Below are 25,318 nucleotides of genomic sequence, written 5' to 3'. Positions count from 1 at the left end.
CCCATGTCCCACACATTGCGTATTGCAGTCGCTCTGGCCACAGCAGGTCTGGCTGGCACGCTTCAGGCCAGTGAAGAAATTATCAAGCTGGAGGAAGTGGTTGTGACAGCCTCCAGAACTGCTCAGTCTGTGGATGAGGCTCTGGCTCCGGTTACTGTAATTACGCGGAAAGAAATTGAGCGTAGTCTGGCTACCAGTGTGCCGGAATTGCTCAGTAAAACACCGGGTATGCAGGTCGCAACAAACGGTGGTGCAGGCAGCCTGTCCAGTATTTATCTCAGGGGGACAAAGACCGCTCAAGCGCTGGTTCTGGTCGACGGACAGAAGATCAACTCGGCCAGCTCAGGTGTGTCACCTCTTCAATATCTGGACCCGGAAGATATCGAAAGAATTGAGATTGTTCGGGGCCCTCGCTCCAGCCTTTATGGTGCCGATGCAATAGGTGGTGTAATTCAGATTTTCACTCGCAAGGGCCATGGAAAGCCTCATCTGAAAGTCAAGGTGGGTGGTGGCAGCCGAAACACCGGTGAGTATGGTCTGAGTTACAGCGGTCAGTCAGAAGGTTTGCGTTTTAACCTTGGGGCAAACATGTATGAGACAGGTGGGTACGATTTTACGCTCACTGAAACGAATGGTGATGGTGATAATGACGCGTACAGAAACAAATCTGTGTTTGGTAGTGTTTCTAACGAATTTTCAGGTAACTTGATAGCAGGGGCTAGCTTTCAGCACTCAGAGGGTAAGTCTGAGTATGACAATAACTCTGCTTATTCTTATGACACCCAGCCCTATAATCTTTTCAGGGTAACCAACATCAGCTCCTTCGTTGATCTGACTATAAATGATATCTGGGGTACACGACTGGAGGCTGGTTATGCCGAAGAGCATACCCAGGCAAGGGAAGAAAACTATAAAACAGGTGTAACTTCAGACAGTTACTGGAGTGAAACCATGCGTTATTCAACCAGTTGGAAGAATGATATTGCCTGGCATGAGAACCAGTTGCTGACAGCAGGCATTGATTATTCTAATGAGAAATACGATGGCAGTACTGCTTATGTGGAAGATTCTAGATACAACGCGGGCGTGTTTGTTCAAAACCATTCCTCAATAGGTAACCAGGACGTTCAGGTAGCTCTGAGAAGAGACAAGAATGAGGCGTATGGGTATAACACAACCGGTAGTGCTTCCTACGGTTTGGCTTTGCCCAATGAAATGCGCTTCACGGCTTCCTACGGCACTGCCTTCAGAGCACCAACACTGGGTGACCTATACTACCCGGGCTATGATAACCCCAATCTGAAACCTGAGAAGTCTGAAAATTTTGAAGTGGGTCTGAAAGGTGTTCTGGCTGTTGCTGACTGGTCCGTCTCTCTATACCAGAACAACATGGAAGATATGATTGCTTTAGACAGCACCTACACGCCCATTAATATTGATCAGGCTCGCATCAGAGGGATTGAGCTAATAGTCAAGACCCGTGCTATGGGTTGGGATGTCAATTCCAGCGTTTCTTTTCTTAATCCGGAAAATCGTTCTGGAGTGAATAAGGGTAAGGTTCTACGTAATAGAGCTGAAGAGCTCTTTACTCTGGACTTTGACAAGCAGTTCAATAAATTGGGGCTAGGTGCTACTTTCCGTGCGCAAGGCAAGTCTTATGCAGATGCTGCCAATACGACAGAAGTTGCAGGTTTCGGAACTGTTGATTTGCGCATGAGCTATAAGCTGACTTCTGAGTTGAAGACCGGATTGAAAGTGGTGAACATTTTCGATAAAGAATATCAGCCGGTTGATGGCTACAGGGGGCAGCCTCTGGGGGCGTTTGTAACTCTGACCTGGACTCCTGAGTTGTAAGTCAATTTTCGTACGACTAACGTCTGTCATATGTTAAGTAAGCTCTCACCCTCTTTTCCAGGAGTGAGAGCTTTTTTATAAGGTAGTCAATATGGCACTTAAAAAATCCAAAGACGTCCGGGAACTATGCTATCCCTTCATCTACGAGCATTCACCTTTGTGTGATCACGAAATTATTACCGATGAGCTTTGTACGACACTGGGCGGAGCTATCTATGAGCTGGAAGGAGATGAAAGGTTCAGGGATATCTACGATTTTCTCTGCGAACTGCAGCCGAAAATTTTTCATCTTAATGCGTCTATCCGGGGGAAGCAGGCCATCTTTGAAGAGCAGATAGAATGGCTCGCCGGGTATTTTGATCGTTATCAGGAAGAGATTGTCGGGCGAATAAAAGGTTTTGTTTTACCTCGCGGACCTCGACCCGTTCAGTTGCTTCACTCCTGTCGTTCGCTCAGTAAAAAAGCGATCAGAGCCATGGTTCTGGTGGATGCTGAAGGCATAGAAGTTCCGGATGTTCTGCACCGCTTTGCCAACATGCTTTGCAATCTCTTTTTCAGATTAACGGTGGTGATTAATGGACGACTGGGGATCACGGAACCTGAGTATGTGAGCAAGAGTTACAAGTCCAAGTCACCCTCAAAGTTAAAGCAGGAGTCCAGGAAAAAGGTTGTGTAATCAGGAAAGTTCGATTTAGGATAGAAAGTAGGCTCAGAATAATAAAGAAATTGGAGGCCGTGGTAAGAAAAGGACTTTCTTTTCACTACTTTTACGCTCATGGCTGTTTAAGTGCCTGTAGCTGTTCAGGCGCTCTATTTCAAAATAAGAAAGGCTGTCTGCAAGTCGTGAAATCAGCCTGTCGTCATGAGATTTTTAACTTAAACTTATCAATTAGGTGACCGATAAAGGTTTATTCCCACAGATTAAAAAAATGGAGGAGCAAGGATGCTTCTTGTTGTTGCTGTTGCCTGCCTGATTGTTGCTGTTACTGCTATTCTCTCGGTTATTGAATCTGCCATTATTTATGTTGATGATCTCAGGTTAGCCACAATTCTCAGACACAAGCCTGTTAACAAGGCCGACATTAAATACATTATCAAGAACAAGGAGGCTCATTTGTCCTCCATGGTCATGTTGATCACGCTGATCAGTATTGCCGGAAGTTCGATGATAGGAGCTATTGCTGCCAGACATTTTAATGACACCGGTTTGGCCATATTCACTGCTCTTCTGACCTACTGCATGTTGGTATTTGCCAAAATTTTGCCAAAACTCTTTGCGGTTCAGATGGCAGAGCCCGTACTCAATCATTCTGCCCGTTTCGTAAGAGTTATCTGTTTTCTGCTTCGGCCAATGCTCAAGATGACGCTGGTCTGGGCCAGACTGTTCAGGATTGAGAATACTCAGGAGCCCAGTCGCGACGAGCTGAAAGGCATCATTCGTCATTTCAATAAGTCCGGCGTGATAGAACGTGAAGAGCGTAAAATGGCAGAGCTGGCCCTGAAAATGAACCAGAAGACTCTGGCAGCCCTGACCACTGAAGATGGTCCTATGGTCTGGCTTGCCTCTGACTCCAGAGTGCAGGACATTCAGGCATTCATTTGCGAGCATTCCTACAAGCGCTACCTGGTTGTGAGCGATGGCGAAGTAGTGGGTATTGTACACTATCGTCATATCACTAGCTGTCTGGTTAATGGCCTTGCCGATAAAACGGTTGGAGAGTTGGCCAGACAGGTTGTTTTCCTGGAAGAACAGTGTACGTTGCTGGATGCCATAAAGGCTTTTGGCAAGGCCCGGGCCTCTGTCGCACTTCTTGCCGGGCGGAATCCGGAACAGACCCGAATGGTCACTGCCAAACAGGTTTATCGAGCTATTCTACAGGCTTCCTGAGTCTGTAGAACCCCGCAATTCCCACCTCGTTGCCTCCCCTGAAACACGTATTCATGCATCGATAACTGAAAACTGAATGACAGTTTTGATGTGTTTGATTTTTATTTCTTTGTTCTGAAACTATTTAATTTGTCTTAGCGTATATTCAGCCAAGAGGACAATGATTTTTTTCGAATATCAAAGAGGTAAAGCAAATGACCAGAGCAAATCACTTATCTTTAGCTGGAGGCGTATGGGCCAGATTGATCATGGCTCTGACGCTGGTTTTTTCGATGCAGGCTATGGCCGAAGACGAGATTTATACCGGGCTTTTCAGCGACAAGGCTGTCAGTGGCTACGACCCGGTGGCTTATTTTACTGATAGTAAGCCGGTAAAAGGTTCCGATAAATTTTCTACCCGCTATAAAGGGGCTACCTGGTACTTCAGCAGTGAAGAACATAAAAAGCTGTTTCTGGAGTCTCCGGAAAAGTACGCCCCTCAGTATGGCGGCTATTGTGCATGGGCTGTGGCTCAAGGTAAGACTGCCAGTGCTGATCCTCAGCAATGGACCATCGAAGATGGTAAGCTTTACCTGAATTACAATAGCTCCGTTCAGAAAAAATGGCTCAAGGATAAGAAAAACCTGATCAATAAAGCTGATGATAACTGGCCGAAAGTGATCAATTAAAGCTTATCAAGTTCCGAGTAAAGTCTGGTTCGCTGGCGATCTGAGACTTTACTCATCTATCCCATTAGTACGATGAGTCACATCACTTTAAATCGGGTGAAAGGACTTTTTGATTTTTGAGAAATGGAATTGATCCCATGAAAAAACGCGTGATACAAGTTTTTAGTTGGTTAACTGTCCTCTGGATAGCCAAGGTGTTTCTGTTCTCCCTGCCCTACAAGTTCAGTGGGCATCCGGATACCCGGCATATCTTTGGAACTATTGGTCAGTGGATGCAGGGAGTTATTGGTGTTTCAATGGGTGAGTGGTTCAGTAGTTACGGTGCTATTGTTGTTGGAGTTGCAGAATTATCCGTCAGTTTGCTGTTGTTCCTGCCTGTCATACTGTTCATTAACAATAAGTTGAGTCGCAATGAAAGCAAAATCAGCCAGAGTCTGATACACAGTCTCGGGGGGCTGGCAGCGTCTGGTATCATGGTGGGTGCGGTTTTCTTCCACCTTGCTACACCTCTGGGAATAGAGGTATTGCACCAGGGGAAAAGTGACGGCGGCTCCCTGTTCTATGCCGCTGTATCCATCCTGGTGTTGGGGCTGATCATGGCGATAGCCAACTTCTCTTTGGTTAAAGAAGAAAAACTGGCAAGATCTAACCCTTAACTCACCGGAGACACTAAATCTGGAAGTGATCATTATGATAGTTCGTACGTTGCTGGTTTTGGGATTTATCTGGCACGCCTTGAGACAAAGAGTAAAGCCCTGGCTGTTTTTTCAGTTGAATGCCGATTACTTCAATGACGCCAAAGGACTGTACTCGAAACTTGATATGGATGAGTCTATTCCCAGACGGTGGCGCCTGAAACAGAGCCTGGATACTGATGGTATAAGGCCGGAGCAATACCCGGTTTTTCTGAAACCTGAATGGGGACAGAACTCCGCCGGGGTTATACGGGTCGATAATGAAATTCAGTTGGAGGCCGCAAGAGCGAATCGCATTCAGGACAGTGTGCCCTATCTGATTCAGGAAGGTGCCCAGGGGAAAAGAGAGTTTGAAGTGTTTGTGATTTGCTCCCCGGATTCCACAAAGTGCCTTAGAACACTGTCCGTAACCCAGGTTCTGAATACCAGCAACGATGAACATCCTGTCAATGGTATCTACAACAGCGAAACGTTTTATCTGGACAAAACCCACGAGCTGGATAGAAAACAGGCCGATCAGCTGGCTATGCATTTGAGTGAGACCGGGCCGTTCAGAATGGCTCGCTATGGTATCCGAGCAGACAGCATCGAAGCGCTGGTTGAAGGAGAGTTCAAAATTTTTGAAATCAATCTCTTCCTGCCAATGCCTCTGGTGTTGTTAAGCAAGAATCTGGGGGCTTTCGAGAAGTTGCGGCTGATAGGTCAGTTGACCGGTCAACTGGCGCAGGTGACCGGTGAAATTCCAGAAGCCCGTAAACGGAAATCTATTTTCTTCAGGAAGCTGTTTTACCTGAACCGGCTGAATTTTAAAAAGCTGCCAGCCAAGACCGAAGAGGAGATGGTGCTGTGAAATTTATCAGGAAAGCGGTTTACAGCTACATCAGCCAGAAATTCATGAATGGTTGCACTCAGTACAACTCTCTGGAAGTTCGCAAGAGCTGTCGTTCAAAAGCTCAGGCAAGAGCGGCATTCAATAAAAATGATATTCCCCATGCCCGTGGTGAGATTTTCATTAATCCATGGAAGGCTATTCGCTTTGCCAGGCAGCATGGCTTTCCTTTGGTGGTTAAGCCTAATGTCGGCGGTTTCTCACGAGGCAGCTATTTTCCCATTCGCAACTATCGGGAGTTATGGAAAGCGGCTTTGCTGGCCAAAATCTGGTGGCCTGCCAGTGTTGTAGAGCAGTATCTGGAAGGAAAAAACTATCGGGTTCTGGTGGCGAACGGTGAAGTGGTGTCTGTGATTCAGCGTTATGCTCCTTTTGTTATCGGAAATGGTGAGGACTCGATCAGCACCCTGATCGATCAGGAGAATACTATTCGAAAGGAGATGGGGCTTCTGGATTGCATGTACCCGCTTCAGAAAAGTGAACAAACCAGAAACTATTTAGCGAGACAGGGCTTTGATCTGAATTCCGTTCCGGCTGATCAGGAGCAGGTAAAGCTGTTCCATCGAATTGCCCTGGCACCCGGCGGTGTTATTGAAACCATTCCGGCCACTAATCTGGCCAGAGAGAATATACGACTGATGGAAAAAGTGCTGGCTACTTTCGATGCCAATATTCTCGGTATCGATGTCATCATGGAAAAAGGCATAGAGCATAGTCATAAAGATCAGAAATGCATCCTTTTGGAGGTGAACTCTCGTCCTTACGTGAAAATGCACGACTACCCCAGATATGGAGAAAAAGAAGATATCTCCGGGGTGTTTGAGGAACTGAATAAACTCCAGATCGCTCAGACTGATATTTTCTGAGACAGAGGAGACTGGAGTGCATTACTTTTTTCAGTTCTCAGGTATTCACGCATTTCTGGTCGGTCTGTTGCCGTTCTTTATGCCCACTCTGTTATGGCAACAGGGTTATAGTCTGACCGAAATAGCTGTATTTATTGCCCTGTCCGGTTTGGCTTATCTTTTTACCCTGTGGGTTTGGGAAAACCTGAGATCTGGAAAAGGCAGCGTCTGGGCCGTAAGGGCTTCGTTTTTGACTGAGGTCCTGCTGGTGGCGGGACTGTTTTTCTTTCAACAACAAGCAGACAGCGGAGCCACAGGACTTATTCTGCTGGCCATTCTGAATGGTATTTATGGCTGTTTCTATTGGATGGCTCAACGTCTGCTGTTCAAATCCATCAGTCATAATCGGAATTCCGGTCAGCACTTTGGCAACTTCCAGATATTGGTAGCAGTGATGCTTAAAATCGGCATAGTGGCGGGTGCATTTCTGTTGGAGCAATCGAGTTACTGGATTCTGTTTCTACTCAGCGCACTGATCTCAACTGCAGGTGTTGCTCAAACTTTCAAAACGAAGGTGGCTGTTGCAATCAACACAGCGTTTTCGGCACCGGCTGCCCGTGTCTCTGAAGTGCTCCGATTTCGTGATAGTTTTGGCTCCTGCGGGGTGTTTTTTGTAGATGGACTGTTTCTTTTTCTGGAAAGTTATTTCTGGACTCTCTCACTCTATTTTATCAACAGAGAAAGTCTGCTTGAGCTGGGTGGGATGATGGTGATTCTGGCAATCGCAGTCGCTGCCCTGTTTAAACTGATACAGACTTTTATTGACCGTATGTCCGCTATCCGTCTTTTCCGGTGGGCCATATTTCTTTATGCATTCAGCTGGCTGCTCAGGGGAATGGTCGATGAAACGCTCTCAACACAGCAGCAGTATGCATTTATTCTCGTCATTGCTTTCCTGACCAGCCTGTTCCGTTTGTCATTCAACAAAGTGTTTTTTGATCGTTCCGATAAAACGGATACCCATACCTACCTTTTACTGAAAAGTTACTGCTCGCAACTGGGTGTCGCTGTTTTGTTTATTGTTACAGCTCTGTTCTTGCATCAGGGAAAAGCCGCTCTGGAGGCACTTCAGGCTGTGTACTTTGTTTCATCCATTTTAGCTTTGGTTTATTTCCGCTATAGCTGGCAGGCCGGAACTGTCAGGGTAGATAGAGAAGCCATGAGCGGAAAAAATAATTTTCTGATAAAAACTCGATAGACAGTTAAGAGAAAAGGATATTTTTATCATGCGTAATGATTTTGAGCGGATACTCCGGGGCAATCAGGAAACAGTTGAACAGATGATCGGTTTTGTTTCTGGTTTGAGCGCTGATGATTACCGATTCAGGGACTCCGATCTTTTCCAAAGTACCGTCGGGCAGCACTTGCGTCATGTTCTGGATCTGTATGAAGCTATCCGTTCTTCTTCTGACAAATCGGTAGATTATGATCTCAGACGTCGGGGGCTGTTGCTGGAGCATGAAAAGAATGCGGGTCTGGCAGAGTTAAAAGATTTGCAGCAATGGTTAAAGGCGCTGAAAGCAGGGGATCTGGATTTAGATGTTGAAATCAAAACCGAGGTACTTTTGTCAGAAAGCAGCAGCGTGCGATTAAAATCCACCCTGGGAAGGGAGCTGGTCTTTGCTAGCAGTCATCTGACTCACCATCTGGCAATGATGGCGACGATCGCAAAAGTAGCAGGTAACAAAATCGACCCTTCCGTGGGTATGGCACCAGCGACGTCCAGTTTTAACCGGGGTCAGGTGGTGGCTTCCTGAACGGAGTGGATTTCGTTTTCAGTCAGATAGCGCCACTCACCCGTTTTCAGATCAGGGTCGAGCGTGATAGAGCCAATCTGTTCCCGATGAAGGGCCGTTACACGATTACCCAGAGCCGCAAACATGCGCTTGACCTGGTGGTACTTGCCTTCATGTATCGTCAGCAGTACTTCCTGATCAGAAATAAATTCGAGTTGCGCGGGGCGGGTTGGCTTTTTCTCCCCATGCAGCTGGACACCCTGCGCAAACTGTTCGATGGCTGACTGATCCAGAGGCGAGGCCAGTTCTACCCGGTAACGTTTTCCGCACTTTTTAACCGGTGACGTGATTTTGTGAGACCACTGACCGTCGTCTGTAATCAGTACCAGCCCAGTGGTGTCGACATCCAGCCGACCGGCAATCCTGAGACGATCGGATTTAATGACATCCAGCAGATTAATAACGGATGGATACATCTCGGCTCTTGTTCCGGAGGGCGTTGCACAAAGGGTATCCAGCGGTTTGTAGAGCATAATGTAACGAAATCCCACCAGAGTGAGTGGTGCTCCATCCAGAAGAACTTCAGCATCGTCAGAAACCTTGCAGGCAGGGTCTTTGACGACGGTACCCTCCACGGTCACCGACCCGGTTTTCAAAAGCCTTTTGCTTTCTGAGCGGCTCAGTTCGGTGCTTTCACAAAGAAATTTGTCGAGTCTCACTGGCTGACCTGTTCCCGGGCCCAGTTGACGAAGGTCTTCCGGGTTTTCGGATCGGCTTTTTCAAACCAGTAACGCAGCATGCTGGCACTTATATTGGCCTCGTCACTTTTATTGGCAGCAGAGCCATAGATTTCCTCATTCTGAGTCGCATTGGCAAAGCCTGTGTTTGTCTCTGCGAAGACACCCATACCTGAAAATTCGCTGGCCGCTGCAGGGCTGTCGCTACGATTAAACTTTTGGACGTCTGCTGCATAGTTGCGGCCGAACTGGATACCCTTGCTGGGCAGAATAGCAAATTCATAGGGAACGGCTTCGCCCTTGGCATCCTTCAATGAAATCTTGCCGGTGGGGTTGTTGTTGATAGCTTCGGCCTGACGAATGTCTCTCAGGTCGGGAACATCAATGCTGTAGTGCTTGCCAGCTGCTGGATGGAAGGTCAGGACAAAAGGTTTGGAAGTAAAGCGAGTTCGGTCCCCGCCGTTAGTGACGGTATCAGATAACTGGAAAACAATCTGATGGCGCACATTGGTAAGAGAAATGGGCTTGTTAGCCTCCACTTTGAAGTCGAGGTCTTTGAGATTGGTGCCGTCAAGAACCAGTAACTCAGATTTGGCCGGTATCTGCAGGGTGGCCTGTTCTGCTCTGGATTCAGCCGCTGAGACTGAAGCGACCATGAAAAAGCCAAGAGTTGACGCCAGGAGTCTGTTTAGCCATGTGCGATGATGCAGTCTTGAGCGCTCAGAGAGGCTGAAAAAGTCGTTTAAAAGAGAGCGCATAGATATCCCCTTATGCAACTTATATTAATGAGGGTAAGAAAAGCGCTACAACATGCCGGACTCAGGGTTTAAAAGCAAGTGGCTTTTGGGAGGCGGAACTCTGCTCAGCCGGTTTGCTGCGGCGATGTGACGACTATTCGCTACCGAACGACTGCATGGATGCAGGAGCTAGAGCAACGCAGGAGCAGTTGCCGCCGACTGCATGGATGCAGGAGCTAGAGCAACGCAGGAGCAGTTGCCGCCGACTGCATGGATGCAGGAGCTAGAGCAACGCAGGAGCAGTTGCCGCGCAGGGCAGTCTATTCTTGGTCAGGCTCCTGTTGGTGGCAGACCTTACTCGCAAGTCTTTAATCCTTGAGGGGCGAGTGCAATTAAGTCCATGGAACCAAATCAACATAATGATGTCAAAATAGTATGTGCCTGATTATTACATGCGGTTATTTAATTAATGATTGTTTGGTTTAAGTATCTATTATGCAAAATATCGAAAACACTTCTGCTCCGCCTTTTTACCCGCAGCCTGACCCTGAAGAATGCAACACTCAGCGCTGCTCAGAAGGACTGGAGGACATAGGCTCAACGACTGCAATAAATCCAGAGTCTCAATTCCAGAGCAGTGATCAAAGCAATGATCCGGCATACTGCAAACCCAGTGGTTTTCCACTATCTGAAAGACAGGCTGCGATCAGATCAGTAGAACAAAAGTACCATACACCTGATTTGACATCAGCTATTGACCAAGGCCAGCCGGAGCAGTCATCAGCCTGCCTTTCTCCCCTCGAAGTTCTCCTGGGGCCTCTGCCTGATGACATCATTCTGGATACTCTTCCTTGTTTTCACAAAGCACCGTCCTCACCTTCTGAAGAAATTACGATAGAGGATGTCCAAAACTTCAGGCAGGAATTACTCAAATTTCAAATGAAACTTGATCAAGAGTTTTTTGATAGAAAATTTCTTGATACAGATGCTCTGCAGTTCCATAGCTTAATCTACAATAGACTGGCTTTGCTCAAGCGTCTCGCTAATAAATATCAGGTACTCAAGGAGAGTTCATACAAAATTGTTGATTGGTTCAACACAATAAAATTGGCTGACAAAAGCCAATATGTCCTATTGTCCAAACAGCTGTTTTTGAGCGATGACATGAGTAACGTAACACGGCAGCTGGTCCAGAACTATCGTGTTCTCGGGAAAATGCTATGTCTATGGTCCCCCAAGGATACTTCCCCGGGCCAGCAATCAATCAGCTTTCTGAGTGAGTCTATTGTATGCCATTTGTCCTGTATCTATAGTTTTGTGGAGAGCATGATAAGACATGCTGATTTCAGAAGAAATATTGCTCTACGAGCGCCAGTTGAACCAAAAATCAGGAAGCACCACTCAATTTTGCATGCGCCCCCCCGGAAACGATCTAACTCTGTGGCATCTGAGTCTCGCAGACTCAGTGAAGGGATAAGCAATCTGCTCACTACCGTTGCTTCGGCAACATTGGAAATCCAGAGCAAGAAAGATTCTCAAGATATCGTGAAAATCGCCTCTGGATGTCTTTTCAGTTCAATTGATCGATACAGGAATGAAGGGTACGATCAGGAATTCCAACCCGTCTGCGTTGACAAAAAGATGATTGCTCAGCATTTATTCTGTGCAGAGCTATTCCATGCAGCGTTAATGTCAGAACGATGGGATGTTATTAATAAGGTTTGTGAAACAACCAGTCGAATCGTTTTCCATAACGACTATTCACTGGAAAAAGTTATTCAAGGGCTTAAAAAAGACAATACGAAAGGAATCAACATTGAAAGCTGGCATGATGGTCTTAATGAATATTCACAAACCCGATGCTATCCCCTGAACCGTTATTTCGAACTTGGGATTGAAGCTTCTTCTATCTACCTGAGTACCCTGCTTGCTCACAAGGAGAGTGTCACTGAGAACCAGTCACCATTAATAAAGATAAAGAAGACAGAAGAGCTGCAACACATATTTAATGTTCTGAGCCCATGGGCAACCCAGTTGCAGGAGCTTGGCTTATTGACCAATGAAGCCGTGGAATCCTGTAAATACCATCATCGATTATCACTCGCCAAGCTAAGAATACAGACTCTGACCAACAATCACGAGGTGGCTATCAGAAATAGCTTTAATGAGGTCAAAAAAGTTATCGTGCAAGGTACCGCCACGGATGGGATAACAAATGACAATCCGCAACAGCTTCCTGAATCCCTGAAATCCCTGTTGGCAGAGACTCTGATCCAGAATAATGATATTTTAAAGCTCATAAACAAAGAGTGCGATATCTATAATCCAGGCATTAACATCACAGAACTAGACAGGAAATCCTGTGAATGGCTAATCAATATTTTTGCAAACATTGCCCAATCACCACACAGTGAATTGCTCCTGACGTTCTCCCACTGCAGTTATTACTGTGCAATGCTCATTGAGCATATTTGTGAATGCGCTTCAATTTTCAGTGATCTGGAGGGCTGCATTACAAGCATTCAAACAAGTGATCCGTCGTCCTCGCTTAAGGAGACCAAAGAGAAATGGAAAGAAAAAATCAAAGCAAATGCTTCCGGGATTAAAGAGAAAATTGATCAATTTGATAAGATCAATCAAAACATCCAAACCTGTTTCAGAGATGCTTTCAGGCAATTGAACAAAATCAGAGAGCAAGTTATTACTGGGCAAGACAAATGTCTGAAGATTGTCCTGTTCGAGTCAATCAAAGCTACTTTATACCATGGCTTACGACAACTTCAGCATTTGAATACGGGGCTTGTTACCGTTAGCAGTAAACGTATCGATATTCTCAAAAGTGAATTTCCCACTATTGCCAACCTTGAGCAGGCTACAGTCAGTTGCAGGAAGAAAATTAACAAAAATATTGCTTTCATAGCAGGTTGCGTAAAAGATCTGGATAATTCCAAAGAGCTATCACTAGTGAAAATCACTGGCAATAATGAACCGAATCCAGTTCATTTTAAAAATGGCCGATTTAACAAACAAGCCAGCAAAAAGCCTGATACTCTGGCAAATTTTGTCGTGAATACATTTTTTAGGGTAGATACTCGGGAGACTCTCGAGACAAGAGCTTATTTTCATGAGCAAATAGCCAGCGAAGTACAGGCGCTGAATCATAACAATAAGCCTGTGGTATATCTGGGAAGCCGTGCCTATCAGACGCAGGTTCAGTCACGCTGGGGGAGCCAGGCATTAAAACGGGTAACCGGCAGCGATCTGTTACCGGGCGAAATATCCCGGGAAATTATTGAGCGCTCAGTCACGCCAAGGGATACAGATCTTTTAGTACTTAACAAAGAGCAATTCAGTGAGATCATAGGGAGACTCTATAACCGGCTGGAGGAAGCTGCCCGGGCAGGTGGTTACTTGCCTGAGAAATGTGTGCTGCTTAAGACCAAAGTTGGTGAGGAACTTTACTACGGAAAAAAATGTTTTTTTTGCAACCTCATTCTTCGTTTAAAAGAAGGCTATACAAAGAAAGACTGGGTTTATGTGGTTGACTTGATTACCCCTATGGATTCTGGTCCGTCAACCCTGCTGCCTTACGATTCCCCCGAGCTGGCTTCCGGTAGTCCGACCCTCGCCAGACCGCTTACTAGCATTATGATTGACGAACTCAACCTGGCGGTCGGTCAGGCTGCTGGCCCTGCCCGTGCACTGATGGCAATGATGCGCATTAATGTCCTGGCAGCCCTTGAATCTTCAGAGCCAAAGCTTGATTCCATATCAGGCATTGTACTTATGCACGTTGTGGAGCGTCTTCAGGACAGTTACCCCGATCCAGCCCTGGACAAAATGGCCAGCATTTTACGCTCCAGGGCATTTAACAGGGTTGCTTACGAAGAGATACCTGTGCCTGACCCGGACGTTTCCACGGCATAAAAGAGCGTTGTTGGAGAGGGCCAGAAAGCGTTCTCCTGAACCTCAGGCAGGTAAGAGCTCAAGCACAGAGTGGCCCCAGTCATCCTGCCAGATATCTGCTTTTTTAACGGACAAGGGTTCTTTAAAGTCAGGACCATTGATCACCAGTGTGTGAAAGTCGCCTTCTTCTCCAGTGGGGCAGATGCCTCTGGCTTCTATCTCATCGGCCAGTGAGGGTGTCAGTATTCGTCCGAGAAAACTTTGATCCAGTGATTCATTCTTGATGCTGACAATCAGGGCCTCCTGGCCCACCGAGAACATATCTTTCAGAAGCTGTTTGCGGCTGTAGTGCCAGAGTGGGTAACAGGTCTGGATAGAAGTATCTTTGAGAATACGATCGTACCAATCCTTGTGGGCATCCAGGTCGATATCACCAAAAGCAAGGTGACTGGCAGAATACTCACTGATAGCGGTTGCCAGTGCCTTTTTTAATCCCTGTTCATAACCTCCAAACCCGGCAGAGCCAAAAATGATTGGGGTTCCCAGACAATCAGCCTGAGTCTGAAGAACCTCCTGGTGCAGTCCATGGGCACTGGTTCTCTGTTCACCTTCTCTGAGCATAGTGAGCAGACAGGCGGGTTTGGCGCCACTCTGACTGGAAATCCATCGAGCAAAGCAACCATCCTTGCCGCCACTCCAGGAAGTGGCAAAAAGAGATCTTGAAGAGGGCAATGAAGCCTGGGGAGAAATATTCATTACTGCGCCTGAATCGTTTGAATGGTGATGCCCTGTGCCCGGAGAAATCGTTCACAGCCACGGACAAAGTCCAGAGCCCGGGGACCATCGCCATGTATGCACAGGGTCTCGGCCTGGATAGCAATTGTCCGGCCATCCACTGACGTCACTTGTTTGTGTAATACCATGTCTCTGATCTGGTCGAGGGACTTTTGCTGGTCTTCAATCATTGCGCCGTCCTGATCTCTGGGGGTTAGCTGGCCAGTAATCTGGTAGCTGCGGTCGGCAAAGACTTCGCTGGCGGTCTTCAGGCCAATGGCTTCAGCCTGAGATATAAGGCAACTACCGGCTAACCCATAGAGAATCAGTTCCTGATTAAATTGATAAACCGCTTCGGCTATGGCTTTGGCAAGGTCCGGGTTACGGGCGGCCATATTGTACAGAGCTCCGTGAGGTTTGACATGGTGAAGTTGACCGCCTTGTGCCGTCACAAAAGCGCTTAATGCGCCTGTCTGGTAAAGTGTCAGGTTATAGGCATCTTCGGGGCTGATGTGCATGTTTCTGCGACCAAAGCCCTGAAGGTCTGGTAAACCGGGATGAGCACCGACGGCAACACTGTGTTCCAAAGCCAGTTTTACCGTGTTGGCCATGATATTCGGATCACCCCCATGAAAGCCGCAGGCAATGTTGGCAGAACTGATATACGGCATGATTCCAGTATCGTTTCCCAGCCTGTACTGGCCAAAGCTTTCACCCATGTCGCAGTTCAGATCCAGTGTCAGAGCTTTATCAGTAATCATTTTGGTTTCGGTTCCAATAATATTCAGCCGCTATGGCCAGACGGTTCAGGCCGATTCTCTGTTTTACCAGTTCCCGTTGTGCTTCTTCCACAGTGACTTCCTGAAAGGTCAGTGTGTCCGATGGCTTCAGCTGGGCGACTCTGGGCAAGTCCGCAGAGATGATGTTCCCGATTTTGGGATATCCGCCAGTGGGCTGACAATCACTCATCAGAATAATGGGTTGACCATCCGGAGGGATCTGAATGGAACCCATGGCTGTCCCCTCTGTGATCAGATTTCCGGGATAGCTGCTTTTGATCTTTTGACCACAGAGACGATAACCCATCCGGTCAGAATCCGGGCGGACAGAGTAGCTCTGGTTCTGGAAAACATTCAGGCTTGGGCCGGAGAACCATGACGTTTGTGGACCCCGGATATAACGAACAGGCTGAACATGTTTCTGATCCTCAAGATACTGTGTAAACCTGTGGCCCACAGCAATATCAGGTTTGAAATTTTTCTTTGCTGCCCAGCTGTTAAAGCCAAGCCGGTCGTTCTCTTTCAGTGCCCGACCGCCAAGGCCACCGATACCAGCTCTCAGATAAGTACTGCAACTTCCCAACACTTCCCGAGCCTGAAAGCCGTTTTTAATCGCCAGATAGCCCCGGCAGCCTGTTCTGAGACTGGCAATTTTCAGTGTTTGCCCTGCTTTAACGGCGGTTACGAAGTTGCTGGCGATGGGATGGGTATCCACGGTGGCATCGGCACTTCCTCCACTAAGACAGATTACAGTGGACTTATGAAATTCCAGAGTGGGTCCTGTCAAAGTGAATTCCAGCAGTGGGGCATTCTCAGGGTTACCCAGTATCAGATTAGCGACTCTGGCTGCCAGGGAGTCCATAGCGCCACAAGTTGATAGGCCCAGGTTCCGGAGGCCATACCTGCCCAGATCCTGGAGGCTGGTCAGCATTCCGGGTTGTTTGACGGTCAGGCTCACCTTTGCGCCTCCATTTCCTGATGCTCTCTGGAGGAAATAGCGGTGAATTTTACTCTGTCACCGGGCTTGAGCAGGGTGGGGTGGTCGTTACTGAAGTCCACCAGAGAAACAGGGGTGTGGCCTATCAGCTGCCAGCCTCCGGGAGTGGAAAGAGGGTAGATACCTGTCTGCTCACCGGCAATGCCAACGGAGCCAGCCGGTATCGACAGACGTGGGTTTTCAAGTCTGTGTATCGATAGTCTTTTATTCATTCCACCCAGAAAGGGAAAACCCGGAGCAAAGCCAAGAAAGTAAACGTCGTAAGTCGCTGAAGTGTGAAGATCAATCACTTTTTCAGTTTTTAAGCGACAGTGTTTGGCTACACGATCCAGGTCCGGAGCAAAGCTGCTTTCGTAGCAGACTGGTATTTCAACAAGATTGCCAACGTTTGTCTGACCCACCTTGAGTGTTTGCAGGAGGTTGAGTATTTTTTCTTTCAAAGCTTCATAAGGTGTTGCTGATTGAATCTGGCAGGGATCGTAATAGACGGTCAAAGTTGTGTAAGCCGGAACTATCTCAATTATTTCAGGGGATGCCGCTTCGAGAACTTGTTTTGCCGCCGTGTGAACGATCAGGTTTATTTTGGGACTGATCCGGTCACCAAAACACAGCATTAGAGCTGAGTCACCCAGAGGGAAGCACTCACAGGGATGGTTCATATTATCGTCATATTCTCAAAGTCTGCAGCCGATTCTAACATAGGATTGGGTTATCAAGCGTTAGTCGTCGGAGAGAGTAAATCTACCAAATGCGAACGTCTGGCATCCAGAGGCTGAAGGCGATGTTGGTCTCGGACGGGTATGAGGCGTATACTGCCGGTTTTGTATTTTCCCTGTCTTACTCTCTGATCCACTTTATATGACTCAGACCATAGAAACAGATGTTGTTGTAATTGGCGGAGGCATTGCCGGTCTCTGGCTGTTCAATACCCTCAATCAGCAAGGCTATAAAGCCCTTCTGCTGGAGAATGCTACCCTCGGCGGTGGTCAGACGATCAAATCCCAGGGGATCGTTCATGGCGGGACCAAGTACACTTTGACCGGCACTCTGACCAAGGCGGCAGAGTGTATTGTCGGCATGCCAGACCGCTGGCGCAAGGCTCTCAGGGGGGAAGGTGAGGTTGATCTGTCGGGAGCCGTTATACTCTCTGAGTTCCAGTATCTATGGTCTCCCGGTGATGTGGGTTCCAGGCTTACTACGTTTTTCGCCAGCAAGGCTTTGCGCGGTCGGGTGGAGCAGTTGAAGAAACCGGAGGATTTTCCTGATATTTTTCGTCATGAAGCGTTTCTGGGCAAAGTCTATCAGCTCAATGAGATCGTGCTGGATATCCGGACGGTCATCGATGCATTGGTGAAAGGTCTGGAAGATCGGATTCTCAAGGTGGACTGGTCTGAAAACACCCGTATTGTCACTGAAGGCAAAAAAATAGATTTCATCGAGCATACCTTTGGAGGCAAAACCCTGCAAATCAGGGCCAGCAAGTTTGTTACCACGGCGGGCGAAGGCACAGAGGACCTGATAAAACTCTGGGGACTCTCCCGGCCAGAGATGCAGAGAAGGCCGCTTCATATGGTTATGGTTCGGCATCGTCATCCTGAGCCGCTCTTCGCGCATTGTCTGGGTACTAAACCCGTTCCAAGAATAACAGTCACCAGCCATCCGGATGGTGAAGGCAGCTGGGTCTGGTATCTGGGGGGCGAAATTGCGGAAGACGGGATGGAACGCACACCGGAACAACAGATCCGGGTGGCCCGGCGTGAGCTGACTGCATTATTGCCATGGGTTAATCTGGACGATGCCCAATGGGCGACGATGTTTGTAAACCGGGCCGAACCCAGACAGAGCAGACTGCTGAGACCGGATGCCGCATTCATTCATGAGATAGAAAACGGCATTGTTTCCTGGCCGACCAAGCTGGCGCTGGCACCCAACCTTTCTGATGAGGTCATTAAAGTGCTGAACAGGCAGCAACTCTCGCCTTCTGGCAATGAAGGCTTTGCTTTGCCAGAGGATGTTCAGCATCCTGAAATCTGCCAACCCTTCTGGAGCGGGGCATTTGTCGATCATGACTGATTACCGACTTGAGACAAGAACCATTGCAGGTACCGATATCCGGGTTTCTCCCATCGGTTTCGGAACCGTAAAGCTGGGCAGGGATCAGGGCGTAAAATACCCATCCGGATTCAGGATTCCGGATGATAGCGAGGCCAGAGAGCTTCTGAAACTGGCACAAACCCTGGGTATTAATCTGCTGGACACAGCACCAGCCTACGGCACCAGTGAAGAAAGATTGGGGTCTTTGTTAAAAGGTCAGAGAGACAACTGGGTTATCTGCAGTAAAGTCGGAGAAGAGTTTGAGAACGGTGAGTCTCGTTTTGATTTCACACCGGAACATATTCGCTTCAGCATCGAGAGAAGTCTGAAACGGCTGAATACTGATTGGATTGAAATGGTGCTGGTCCATTCCTATGGTGATGACGTCAATATTATTCAGCAATATGGCTGTCTGGAAGTACTGGAAGCGTTAAAAAAAGAGGGCAAGATTCTGGCGTCAGGCATGTCTACCAAAACTGTTGAAGGCGGCATTATGGCGCTGGAAAAGTCGGATATCGCCATGGTGACTTATAACTTGAAGGAGCAGGCTGAGAAACCGGTACTTGATTACGCTCTCCGGAACGATAAGGGCATTCTGATCAAGAAAGCTCTGGCCAGTGGGCATGTTTGTCTGGAAGGTGAAGATCCGGTGGAGAAAAGCATGGAGTTGGTTTTCTCTCATCCTGCGACCTCGGCGGCAGTGATTGGCACTATTAATCCGTTACACCTCAAGAGTAATGCAGAGTCGTGCGCCAGAGTCATCAGACTTCTTGAGAGCTGATTCTCTGGCGGCCAGGTTAGAGAAAAAAGGTTTTTATTGGCGCGGGGTTGTGATGTTTTCATAGGCCGCATTCATCGCTTCAGCAGGTGTCAGTGACCGGTTTTCTGCAATGAATCCAGCTGCATGCTGACACAGGGATGCGTACTGGTCAAAGCTCCAGCCTGCGTCTCTGTAAGCTGAAAAATCTTTACCCATAAGGTTAACTAACTCTCGTGAATTGCAGAAAGTCTGCAGTTCCTTCAGATAATCACCTAGTAGGCCTGCTTCACGTGACAGCTCTGGCCTCTCTTTTTTCAGGGCTGCAAGAGAAGCATCGAAAGGAATGGCGGGTGCTACTCTTCCAGGTGGCTTATGAGCTGCTTTGGCTTCAGGTTGAACCCTGTTTTCCTGAGCCGGTATAGATTGACTGACCGGTTGGCGCTTGCTGGAAGTTTGCTTGCTACTGAATGAATCTTTGCTAACAGGGTCTGAATGAATTCTTTCCTTGATACTCTCTCGGTATTCAGTGTTCAGGAAATGACCCTCTCCTTTCATGGCGTAGTTACGGTGCAGGCTTTTGAGGTCTTTTTGCGTAGCTTCTAAAATTCCCTGAACCTCATTTAAAGCACTCGCGATCTTGCTTTTTGTTTCAGGGGGTAATTGTTGACTCTTCATAGTTCTGTTCAGATTTTGCTTAATTTGGTGAGCCTGTTCAAAGCATTGGCAGGTCAGAATAGTCTGGGCCTGAATAGCAGAATATCGATTGTTGGGAGAAGAATATCCTTTTGAGTTGGGTAGTTCTTCCACCAGGCATTCAGTCAGTGCGGGATAAGATTTAAGCTGATCTCGAATAGAGTCAGGATAAGTGGAGTAATTCAGTTCTTGCCGCTCAGCCCTTAACGGTGCCATGCACTTATCCAGTGCATCTCTGAAAGACTGACCATGATCTGTGGTATTTTTTAGTGGCTGAGCGTTATCTCTTGCTTTCGACAGCATCATAGAAAGACCGGCCTCCTTGAATGCTTTTTGAACATGAGGTTGCAAGGCTGCTTGTCCGGATTTTCTGGTCAGGTTAGCCAACAGGTCTTCCAATTCACCCTTGTTTTTGGCGTGCTTGTCAATCACTTTCTGAACAGACTCAGAACTGCCATTTTTGTTGTTTACTGCTTTTTTGACATCATCCATTGCCACCATAAACGCTTTGACGGCTTTCTTCTCAGTGGCTTTCTTTTCTTTCGCTGCGGCTTTATCAGAATTGCTGACACAGCGGGAGAAGAGGCTTTTTATCGGTAGTTTCTTGCCTTTCCCGTTTTGAGGGACGGTATTTTCGATGGAGTATACTGAAGAGCCTTTATGGCGTCCCCTGGGTTTATCAACTTTCTGTTGAGCATGTTCAGACCATGTCGGGCTGATAGAAATCTTTTCGCCGCCGTTGATAATACCCATTACTCTATCCCTGAATCTTTGAGTGCTTTCAACTTATTATAGAGGGCGAAGTTCTGGAGAGTGGCTAGCCTTGGGTTTTGAAGAAGATAGCCGCTAACTGTCGAAAAGTTGGCGGCAATACTGTTGTTTTATGATAAAAGTATCAAGTGATAAAAGTATCAAGCAGACTCTTTAGATTTGTCCTTCCTGATCTTTTCAACAATGGCTGTTGTCGAACAGTTATCCAGGAACGCCAGAACCTTCACCTCGCCGCCGTATTCGTAGACGATAGGAGCACCGACCACTTCATCAATGGTGTAGTCACCGCCTTTTACCAGAACGTCAGGTTTAACCATTCTGAGCAGGTTTTCAGGTGTATCTTCTTCGAAGCATACGACCCAGTCCACAGCTTCAAGGCCTGCCAGTACCGCCATTCTGCGATCTTCCGAGTTAATGGGGCGGCCTTCACCTTTCAATCTTTTTACAGAAGCATCGCTGTTGATAGCCAGTACCAGCCTGTCACCCTGCTTTCGGGCTTGCTCCAGATAACCCACGTGGCCGGCATGAACAATGTCGAAGCAGCCGTTGGTGAAGACGATCTTTTCGCCATGGGCCCGGGAGTCTTCCAGTGCAATCTTGAGCTGATCCGGGGTCACAACGCCACGCTCTGCGCCCAGTTCTCTGTTCACCTCACGGCGCAGCTCTGGCATGCTGACCGTTGCAGTCCCCAGCTTGGCAACCACAATACCGGCTGCAATATTGGCCAGAGCGGCTGCTTTGGGCAGTTCAGCCCCCGCTGCAAGTGCAGTGGCCAGAGTGGAAATTACGGTGTCTCCGGCGCCGGTCACATCAAAGACTTCACGGGCTCTGGCTGGCAGGTGCAGTTCCTTTTCGTCTCTGCGAATCAGGGTCATGCCGTGCTCACTGCGAGTGATCAGCATGGCGTCAAGCTCCAGCTCGTCCAGTAACTGGTGACCTTTGGTGATCAGCTCCTGCTCATCTGCGCAGCGGCCGACAACGGCTTCAAATTCTTGCAGGTTCGGAGTAATGATCGTAGCACCACGGTAACGCTCAAAGTTTGTACCTTTTGGGTCAACAAGGACCGGAACGCCTTTTGTACGTGCCAGTTTGATCAGCTGCTGGTGGTTCTGCAGGGTACCCTTGTTGTAATCAGAAAGAATGACAGCCCCTATGTTATTCAGCAAATTGGCTGCTTTTTCTTCGAGAATATCGCTGCTGAGAACGGAGAAAGGTTCTTCCTGATCCAGGCGAATGAGTTGCTGATGCTGGCTGATGACCCTGAGTTTGGTGATGGTAGGCATATCTTTCAGCCGGGCAAAATCGCAATAGACTCCGGCCGCTTCAAGACGGGTCTGCAGGGAGTCGGCTGCTTCATCATCTCCGGTAGCAGCTATCAGCCAGGTCGGGGCGCCCAGAGAGGCAATGTTAAGGGCTACGTTGCCAGCGCCGCCGGGGCGATCTTCTATATTGGTGACGCGAACAACAGGTACTGGTGCTTCAGGGGAGATTCTGGAGGTGCCGCCGTGCCAGTATCGATCCAGCATGACATCGCCGATCACCAGAACCCTGGCTTCATTAAATCGTGGCAGAGTCAGTTTCATTCAGTGTCTTCCGCTTCGGTATCTTGGGAGGCCTGCCAAGTAAGTTGGCCCAGTTTCCGGTAGGTTTACCACGAAATCATCTTGATGGGTAATCATGGTAAAACCTCAGCTTTTTTAAAGCGTTCAATGTTGTAATGGCTGCGAAGAAGCCAAAGGTATCACCTCTACGGCTTCTTCCTGCTCTTCCTGGAACTGCATCTGATGCAGTTTGGCATAATGACCTTCTCTGGCCAGTAGTTCGGAATGAGTGCCGCTCTCTACAATTTCGCCTTTATCCACCACAATGATACGGTCAGCATTCTCGATGGTGGAAAGTCGGTGAGCAATGACCAGCGTTGTTCGATTCTTCATGACTTCATCCAGGGCCGCCTGGATATGACGCTCGGATTCGGTATCCAGGGCCGAAGTGGCTTCATCAAGAATCAGAATGGGAGCGTCCTTCAGAATAGCCCTGGCTATGGCCAAACGCTGCCGCTGGCCACCCGAGAGCAGCACGCCATCTTCACCAACCAGCGTGTTCATGCCCTGAGCCATATTCTTGATGAATTCATTGGCATGGGCGGCTTCAGCAGCCAGGTGAATGTCAGAATCATCTTTGTCGCGCAGGTCTCCATAGGCAATGTTGCGAGCCACTGTATCATTAAACAGAGTGACATTCTGATCTACCAGAGCGATATGACTGCGAAGGTTCTTCAGGCTGTAATCATCAATGGGCGTATCATCCAGAAGAATTTGACCCTGTCCATAGGTGTAGAAACGGGGAACCAGGTTGACCAGTGTTGTTTTTCCCGATCCCGAGCGGCCCACCAGAGCAATAGTCTCACCCGGATTAACAGTGAAGTTAATATTGTTCAGGGCGGGTTTGTCAGTATTCTGATATGTGAAAAACAAGTTTCGAAACTCCAGCTTGCCTGCAACTGTTTCCTTTTCAAAGGTGCCGTTATCAGGTTCGGAAGGCTGGTCAGCCATTTCAAAAATGCTCTCTGCTGCGGCAATACCTTTTTGTATGTTGGCGTTTACTTCGCTCAGCTGACGAATAGGCTTTGGCAGCAGTGCCGCAGCCGTGACAAAACTCACCAGAGAAGCGGTGGTTGCATCTCCTTTTAGCCACAGCACCAGGAAGAACAGAATAGCGAGGGCTGTATTAACCAGGAATTGCAGGGTGGGCGTATGGACAGCGGAAGCCTTGACCATTTTCAGCCCCTGACGGGTATTGCGATCACTGGCATCAAAAAAGCGGCTGGTTTCATAACTCTCACCACCAAAGCCTCTGACTACCCGATAACCATTGATCGATTCCGAACTGACGTGGGTCAGATCCCCCATGGATGTCTGAATCTTCGAACTCAGCTTACGGAAACGTTTGCTGGCGGCACTGACCACCAGGGCAATGATGGGAGCAACGCCGATGAATACCAGGGTAAGCTTCCAGTTGGTCAGGATCAGATACCCGAACAGGAAAACAACGGTCAGGCCTTCCCGCACAATAACCTTGACGGCATCGGTTGCTGCCGAGGTCACCATACCCACGTTGTAGGTGATTCTGGCAATCAGGTGCCCGGAGTTGTTGTTGTCAAAGTAGTTATTGGGCAACTGAATCATTCGGTTAAACATCAGGCAGCGCAGGTCGTGCACAACCGATAGGGACACCTTGGCCAGGAAGTAGTTACCCAGAAAGGAACCAATCCCCCTGAATATGGCAATAGACAACATGACGATAGGAATCAGGGCCACCGAAGTCATGATAGAAGCGGGAAGAAAACTCCCAAGGTCTCTGTCAATAGTGGCAAAGCTGCCTTCGAGCGCTTCAACAAAATATTCCAGCAAACGGGCAAAAGCTGGCTGGCTGAGCGCAAACATGACATAGCCCAGTATACTGAGGGCAAAAAAGCCCGAGTAGGGCTTTACATAGCTGAGAAGGCGCAGGTAAATCTGCAGGCTTCCCGACTTGGCGTGTTCCGACATGGCCACTGTAATCAGTTAAAAATGAGGGGCCTATTCTGGATGAATCTGGCTGTGGGCTCAATGGATAGAGCCTCTAAAACCATGATTTTTACCGTAAAATGACGTTCTTGGTAAAGCTCTACCTTGCGTTGCCCTCCTTTACCCGGATCAAAGCGGCTTTATGAATGTTTCGTGCTAGGGTATGATTGGCCGCTTTTTTTATTGTGGAAATAATGAGTACTCAACAGACATGAGTGGTATGCAGCGATTATCTTCCACGGCTTATCAGGCCCTGATCGAAGGGGCTGAGGTGATAGAGCAGGACCATTTTGGCGACAAGGTTCTGAAACTGAAAGATAAGACTTTTCTGAAACTGTTTCGGGTTAAAAGCACTATCAGCTCGGCGTGGTTTAAGCCATATTCTGTCCGGTTCGCCAGAAATGCCTCGGAACTCGTGACCCGTGGCATTCAAACGGTTGACATTATTAGCTGCTACCGTCTTGGAAGATATAAAAAAACAGCTGTCCATTATCGGCCATTGCCGGGTCGGACCCTCAGGCAGGTTTTCCCTGCTCTGGATGAAGATGGAACCAGAGTTCTGGCCGAGCAGTTAGCCCGATATATTGCGCAGCTGCATAAACAGGGCGTCTATTTTCGCTCCCTGCACATGGGTAATATTCTCAAGTTGCCCGACGGTGCTCTTGGGCTGATAGACATTGCCGATATGCGCTTTAGCCGGAGTCCTCTGAAAGAAGCGTTAAGGCTGAGGAATTTACATCATCTGGCTCGTTATGAGCAGGATGTTCAGTATCTGATTAAGGACCAGACATTTTGTTCCACCTACGCCAGGCTGGCGGATTTGGATGTGGACAAGGTCGAAGCTGTAATGAAGCACACCTGAAAGATTT

The 25,318-nt window shown here is 48.0% G+C and carries 22 protein-coding genes; 13 read left to right on the top strand and 9 right to left on the bottom strand.

Features of this window, described 5'->3' with window-relative positions:
- Window positions 1-3 precede the first annotated feature (3 nt).
- From ACO6V5_RS12805 to ACO6V5_RS12765, 9 genes are all read left to right on the top strand, one after another.
- Window positions 4-1,854: a TonB-dependent receptor domain-containing protein gene (locus ACO6V5_RS12805; protein WP_422132673.1), complete on the top strand. Its 1,851-nt coding sequence runs from the start codon at window positions 4-6 to the stop codon at window positions 1,852-1,854.
- A gap of 91 nt (window positions 1,855-1,945) precedes the next feature.
- Window positions 1,946-2,530, top strand: a complete 585-nt coding sequence (locus ACO6V5_RS12800) for a cobalamin adenosyltransferase (RefSeq protein WP_422132674.1) — start codon at window positions 1,946-1,948, stop codon at window positions 2,528-2,530.
- Between the two features lie 267 nt (window positions 2,531-2,797).
- Window positions 2,798-3,742, top strand: coding sequence for a CNNM domain-containing protein (locus ACO6V5_RS12795; protein ID WP_422412942.1), 945 nt, complete (start codon window positions 2,798-2,800; stop codon window positions 3,740-3,742).
- Window positions 3,743-3,936: 194 nt separating this feature from the next.
- Window positions 3,937-4,410: a YHS domain-containing (seleno)protein gene (locus ACO6V5_RS12790; protein ID WP_422132676.1), complete on the top strand. Its 474-nt coding sequence runs from the start codon at window positions 3,937-3,939 to the stop codon at window positions 4,408-4,410.
- A 137-nt stretch (window positions 4,411-4,547) separates the two neighbouring features.
- Entirely contained in the window at window positions 4,548-5,066 is a 519-nt protein-coding gene (locus ACO6V5_RS12785) for a hypothetical protein (RefSeq protein ID WP_422132677.1), read from the top strand.
- 34 nt (window positions 5,067-5,100) lie between these two features.
- On the top strand, window positions 5,101-5,955 hold the full coding sequence (locus ACO6V5_RS12780; RefSeq protein WP_422132678.1) for a hypothetical protein: 855 nt from the start codon (window positions 5,101-5,103) through the stop codon (window positions 5,953-5,955).
- On the top strand, window positions 5,952-6,860 hold the full coding sequence (locus ACO6V5_RS12775; RefSeq protein ID WP_422137305.1) for a cyanophycin synthetase: 909 nt from the start codon (window positions 5,952-5,954) through the stop codon (window positions 6,858-6,860). The genes ACO6V5_RS12780 and ACO6V5_RS12775 overlap by 4 nt, the downstream gene beginning before the upstream one ends.
- Before the next feature lie 16 nt (window positions 6,861-6,876).
- Window positions 6,877-8,097, top strand: a complete 1,221-nt coding sequence (locus ACO6V5_RS12770; protein ID WP_422137306.1) for a hypothetical protein — start codon at window positions 6,877-6,879, stop codon at window positions 8,095-8,097.
- A 28-nt stretch (window positions 8,098-8,125) separates the two neighbouring features.
- Window positions 8,126-8,656, top strand: coding sequence for a DinB family protein (locus ACO6V5_RS12765; RefSeq protein ID WP_422132681.1), 531 nt, complete (start codon window positions 8,126-8,128; stop codon window positions 8,654-8,656).
- Here ACO6V5_RS12765 and rsuA read toward each other — a convergent pair.
- Together rsuA and ACO6V5_RS12755 are read right to left on the bottom strand one after the other, a co-directional pair.
- Window positions 8,638-9,354: a 16S rRNA pseudouridine(516) synthase RsuA gene (rsuA, locus tag ACO6V5_RS12760; RefSeq protein WP_422132682.1), complete on the bottom strand. Its 717-nt coding sequence runs from the start codon at window positions 9,352-9,354 to the stop codon at window positions 8,638-8,640. The two genes, ACO6V5_RS12765 and rsuA, sit on opposite strands and share 19 nt — an antisense overlap.
- Window positions 9,351-10,130: a DUF2057 family protein gene (locus tag ACO6V5_RS12755; RefSeq protein WP_422412938.1), complete on the bottom strand. Its 780-nt coding sequence runs from the start codon at window positions 10,128-10,130 to the stop codon at window positions 9,351-9,353. Before ACO6V5_RS12755 ends, rsuA begins: the two co-directional genes overlap by 4 nt.
- Window positions 10,131-10,604: 474 nt before the next feature.
- Between ACO6V5_RS12755 and ACO6V5_RS12750 the strand changes: the two genes are divergently transcribed.
- Window positions 10,605-14,036 carry a hypothetical protein gene (locus ACO6V5_RS12750; RefSeq protein WP_422413365.1) on the top strand — a complete coding sequence of 1,144 codons (3,432 nt, stop codon included), beginning with the start codon at window positions 10,605-10,607 and terminating at the stop codon, window positions 14,034-14,036.
- 42 nt (window positions 14,037-14,078) lie between these two features.
- Here the strand turns inward: ACO6V5_RS12750 and ACO6V5_RS12745 are convergent, their stop codons facing one another.
- From ACO6V5_RS12745 to pxpB, 4 genes are read right to left on the bottom strand one after another with little or no spacing between them, the layout of a single operon-like run.
- Entirely contained in the window at window positions 14,079-14,771 is a 693-nt protein-coding gene (locus ACO6V5_RS12745; RefSeq protein ID WP_422137309.1) for a hypothetical protein, read from the bottom strand.
- Window positions 14,771-15,550: a LamB/YcsF family protein gene (locus ACO6V5_RS12740; RefSeq protein WP_422132686.1), complete on the bottom strand. Its 780-nt coding sequence runs from the start codon at window positions 15,548-15,550 to the stop codon at window positions 14,771-14,773. Before ACO6V5_RS12740 ends, ACO6V5_RS12745 begins: the two co-directional genes overlap by 1 nt.
- Entirely contained in the window at window positions 15,540-16,526 is a 987-nt protein-coding gene (locus ACO6V5_RS12735; protein ID WP_422413362.1) for a biotin-dependent carboxyltransferase family protein, read from the bottom strand. Before ACO6V5_RS12735 ends, ACO6V5_RS12740 begins: the two co-directional genes overlap by 11 nt.
- Window positions 16,523-17,224, bottom strand: coding sequence for a 5-oxoprolinase subunit PxpB (pxpB, locus tag ACO6V5_RS12730; protein ID WP_422132688.1), 702 nt, complete (start codon window positions 17,222-17,224; stop codon window positions 16,523-16,525). The genes ACO6V5_RS12735 and pxpB overlap by 4 nt, the downstream gene beginning before the upstream one ends.
- Window positions 17,225-17,423: 199 nt before the next feature.
- Between pxpB and ACO6V5_RS12725 the strand changes: the two genes are divergently transcribed.
- Complete coding sequence (locus tag ACO6V5_RS12725; protein WP_422413360.1) at window positions 17,424-18,638, top strand: FAD-dependent oxidoreductase; 1,215 nt, start codon at window positions 17,424-17,426, stop codon at window positions 18,636-18,638.
- Complete coding sequence (locus tag ACO6V5_RS12720; protein WP_422413358.1) at window positions 18,631-19,440, top strand: aldo/keto reductase; 810 nt, start codon at window positions 18,631-18,633, stop codon at window positions 19,438-19,440. The genes ACO6V5_RS12725 and ACO6V5_RS12720 overlap by 8 nt, the downstream gene beginning before the upstream one ends.
- 33 nt (window positions 19,441-19,473) lie before the next feature.
- On the opposite strand, the gene ACO6V5_RS12715 is transcribed toward ACO6V5_RS12720, so the two are convergent.
- From ACO6V5_RS12715 to msbA, 3 genes are all read right to left on the bottom strand, one after another.
- Entirely contained in the window at window positions 19,474-20,865 is a 1,392-nt protein-coding gene (locus ACO6V5_RS12715) for a hypothetical protein (RefSeq protein WP_422413356.1), read from the bottom strand.
- 158 nt (window positions 20,866-21,023) lie between these two features.
- Window positions 21,024-22,466 (bottom strand): bifunctional D-glycero-beta-D-manno-heptose-7-phosphate kinase/D-glycero-beta-D-manno-heptose 1-phosphate adenylyltransferase HldE, encoded by a 1,443-nt coding sequence (gene hldE, locus ACO6V5_RS12710; protein WP_422132692.1) that lies wholly within the window; start codon window positions 22,464-22,466, stop codon window positions 21,024-21,026.
- 123 nt (window positions 22,467-22,589) lie between these two features.
- Window positions 22,590-24,431: a lipid A export permease/ATP-binding protein MsbA gene (gene msbA, locus ACO6V5_RS12705; RefSeq protein ID WP_422413668.1), complete on the bottom strand. Its 1,842-nt coding sequence runs from the start codon at window positions 24,429-24,431 to the stop codon at window positions 22,590-22,592.
- 229 nt (window positions 24,432-24,660) lie between these two features.
- Between msbA and ACO6V5_RS12700 the strand changes: the two genes are divergently transcribed.
- A complete protein-coding gene (locus tag ACO6V5_RS12700; protein WP_422413670.1) occupies window positions 24,661-25,311 on the top strand; it encodes a hypothetical protein in 651 nt (216 codons plus the stop codon).
- The last annotated feature ends 7 nt before the right edge of the window (window positions 25,312-25,318 follow it).

Origin of the sequence: Endozoicomonas sp. ALD068, from assembly GCF_049310145.1 — a bacterium.
In the GTDB taxonomy this organism is placed as follows: domain Bacteria; phylum Pseudomonadota; class Gammaproteobacteria; order Pseudomonadales; family Endozoicomonadaceae; genus Endozoicomonas_A.
The sequence above is the reverse complement of the archived record's forward strand: the minus strand, read 5'-3'. Positions and strand labels throughout refer to the sequence as shown.

Excerpts from the sequence above, each read along its gene's own strand:
- ACO6V5_RS12790 (WP_422132676.1), top strand. The coding sequence starts at position 3,937 with ATGACCAGAGCAAATCACTTATCTTTAGCTGGAGGCGTATGGGCCAGA.
- ACO6V5_RS12720 (WP_422413358.1), top strand. The coding sequence starts at position 18,631 with ATGACTGATTACCGACTTGAGACAAGAACCATTGCAGGTACCGATATC.
- ACO6V5_RS12795 (WP_422412942.1), top strand. The coding sequence starts at position 2,798 with ATGCTTCTTGTTGTTGCTGTTGCCTGCCTGATTGTTGCTGTTACTGCT.
- ACO6V5_RS12740 (WP_422132686.1), bottom strand. The coding sequence starts at position 15,550 with ATGATTACTGATAAAGCTCTGACACTGGATCTGAACTGCGACATGGGT.
- ACO6V5_RS12750 (WP_422413365.1), top strand. The coding sequence starts at position 10,605 with ATGCAAAATATCGAAAACACTTCTGCTCCGCCTTTTTACCCGCAGCCT.
- ACO6V5_RS12765 (WP_422132681.1), top strand. The coding sequence starts at position 8,126 with ATGCGTAATGATTTTGAGCGGATACTCCGGGGCAATCAGGAAACAGTT.
- ACO6V5_RS12780 (WP_422132678.1), top strand. The coding sequence starts at position 5,101 with ATGATAGTTCGTACGTTGCTGGTTTTGGGATTTATCTGGCACGCCTTG.
- ACO6V5_RS12800 (WP_422132674.1), top strand. The coding sequence starts at position 1,946 with ATGGCACTTAAAAAATCCAAAGACGTCCGGGAACTATGCTATCCCTTC.
- ACO6V5_RS12725 (WP_422413360.1), top strand. The coding sequence starts at position 17,424 with ATGACTCAGACCATAGAAACAGATGTTGTTGTAATTGGCGGAGGCATT.
- ACO6V5_RS12805 (WP_422132673.1), top strand. The coding sequence starts at position 4 with ATGTCCCACACATTGCGTATTGCAGTCGCTCTGGCCACAGCAGGTCTG.
- ACO6V5_RS12785 (WP_422132677.1), top strand. The coding sequence starts at position 4,548 with ATGAAAAAACGCGTGATACAAGTTTTTAGTTGGTTAACTGTCCTCTGG.
- ACO6V5_RS12745 (WP_422137309.1), bottom strand. The coding sequence starts at position 14,771 with ATGAATATTTCTCCCCAGGCTTCATTGCCCTCTTCAAGATCTCTTTTT.
- msbA (WP_422413668.1), bottom strand. The coding sequence starts at position 24,431 with ATGTCGGAACACGCCAAGTCGGGAAGCCTGCAGATTTACCTGCGCCTT.
- pxpB (WP_422132688.1), bottom strand. The coding sequence starts at position 17,224 with ATGAACCATCCCTGTGAGTGCTTCCCTCTGGGTGACTCAGCTCTAATG.
- ACO6V5_RS12755 (WP_422412938.1), bottom strand. The coding sequence starts at position 10,130 with ATGCGCTCTCTTTTAAACGACTTTTTCAGCCTCTCTGAGCGCTCAAGA.
- ACO6V5_RS12700 (WP_422413670.1), top strand. The coding sequence starts at position 24,661 with ATGAGTGGTATGCAGCGATTATCTTCCACGGCTTATCAGGCCCTGATC.
- hldE (WP_422132692.1), bottom strand. The coding sequence starts at position 22,466 with ATGAAACTGACTCTGCCACGATTTAATGAAGCCAGGGTTCTGGTGATC.
- ACO6V5_RS12715 (WP_422413356.1), bottom strand. The coding sequence starts at position 20,865 with ATGGGTATTATCAACGGCGGCGAAAAGATTTCTATCAGCCCGACATGG.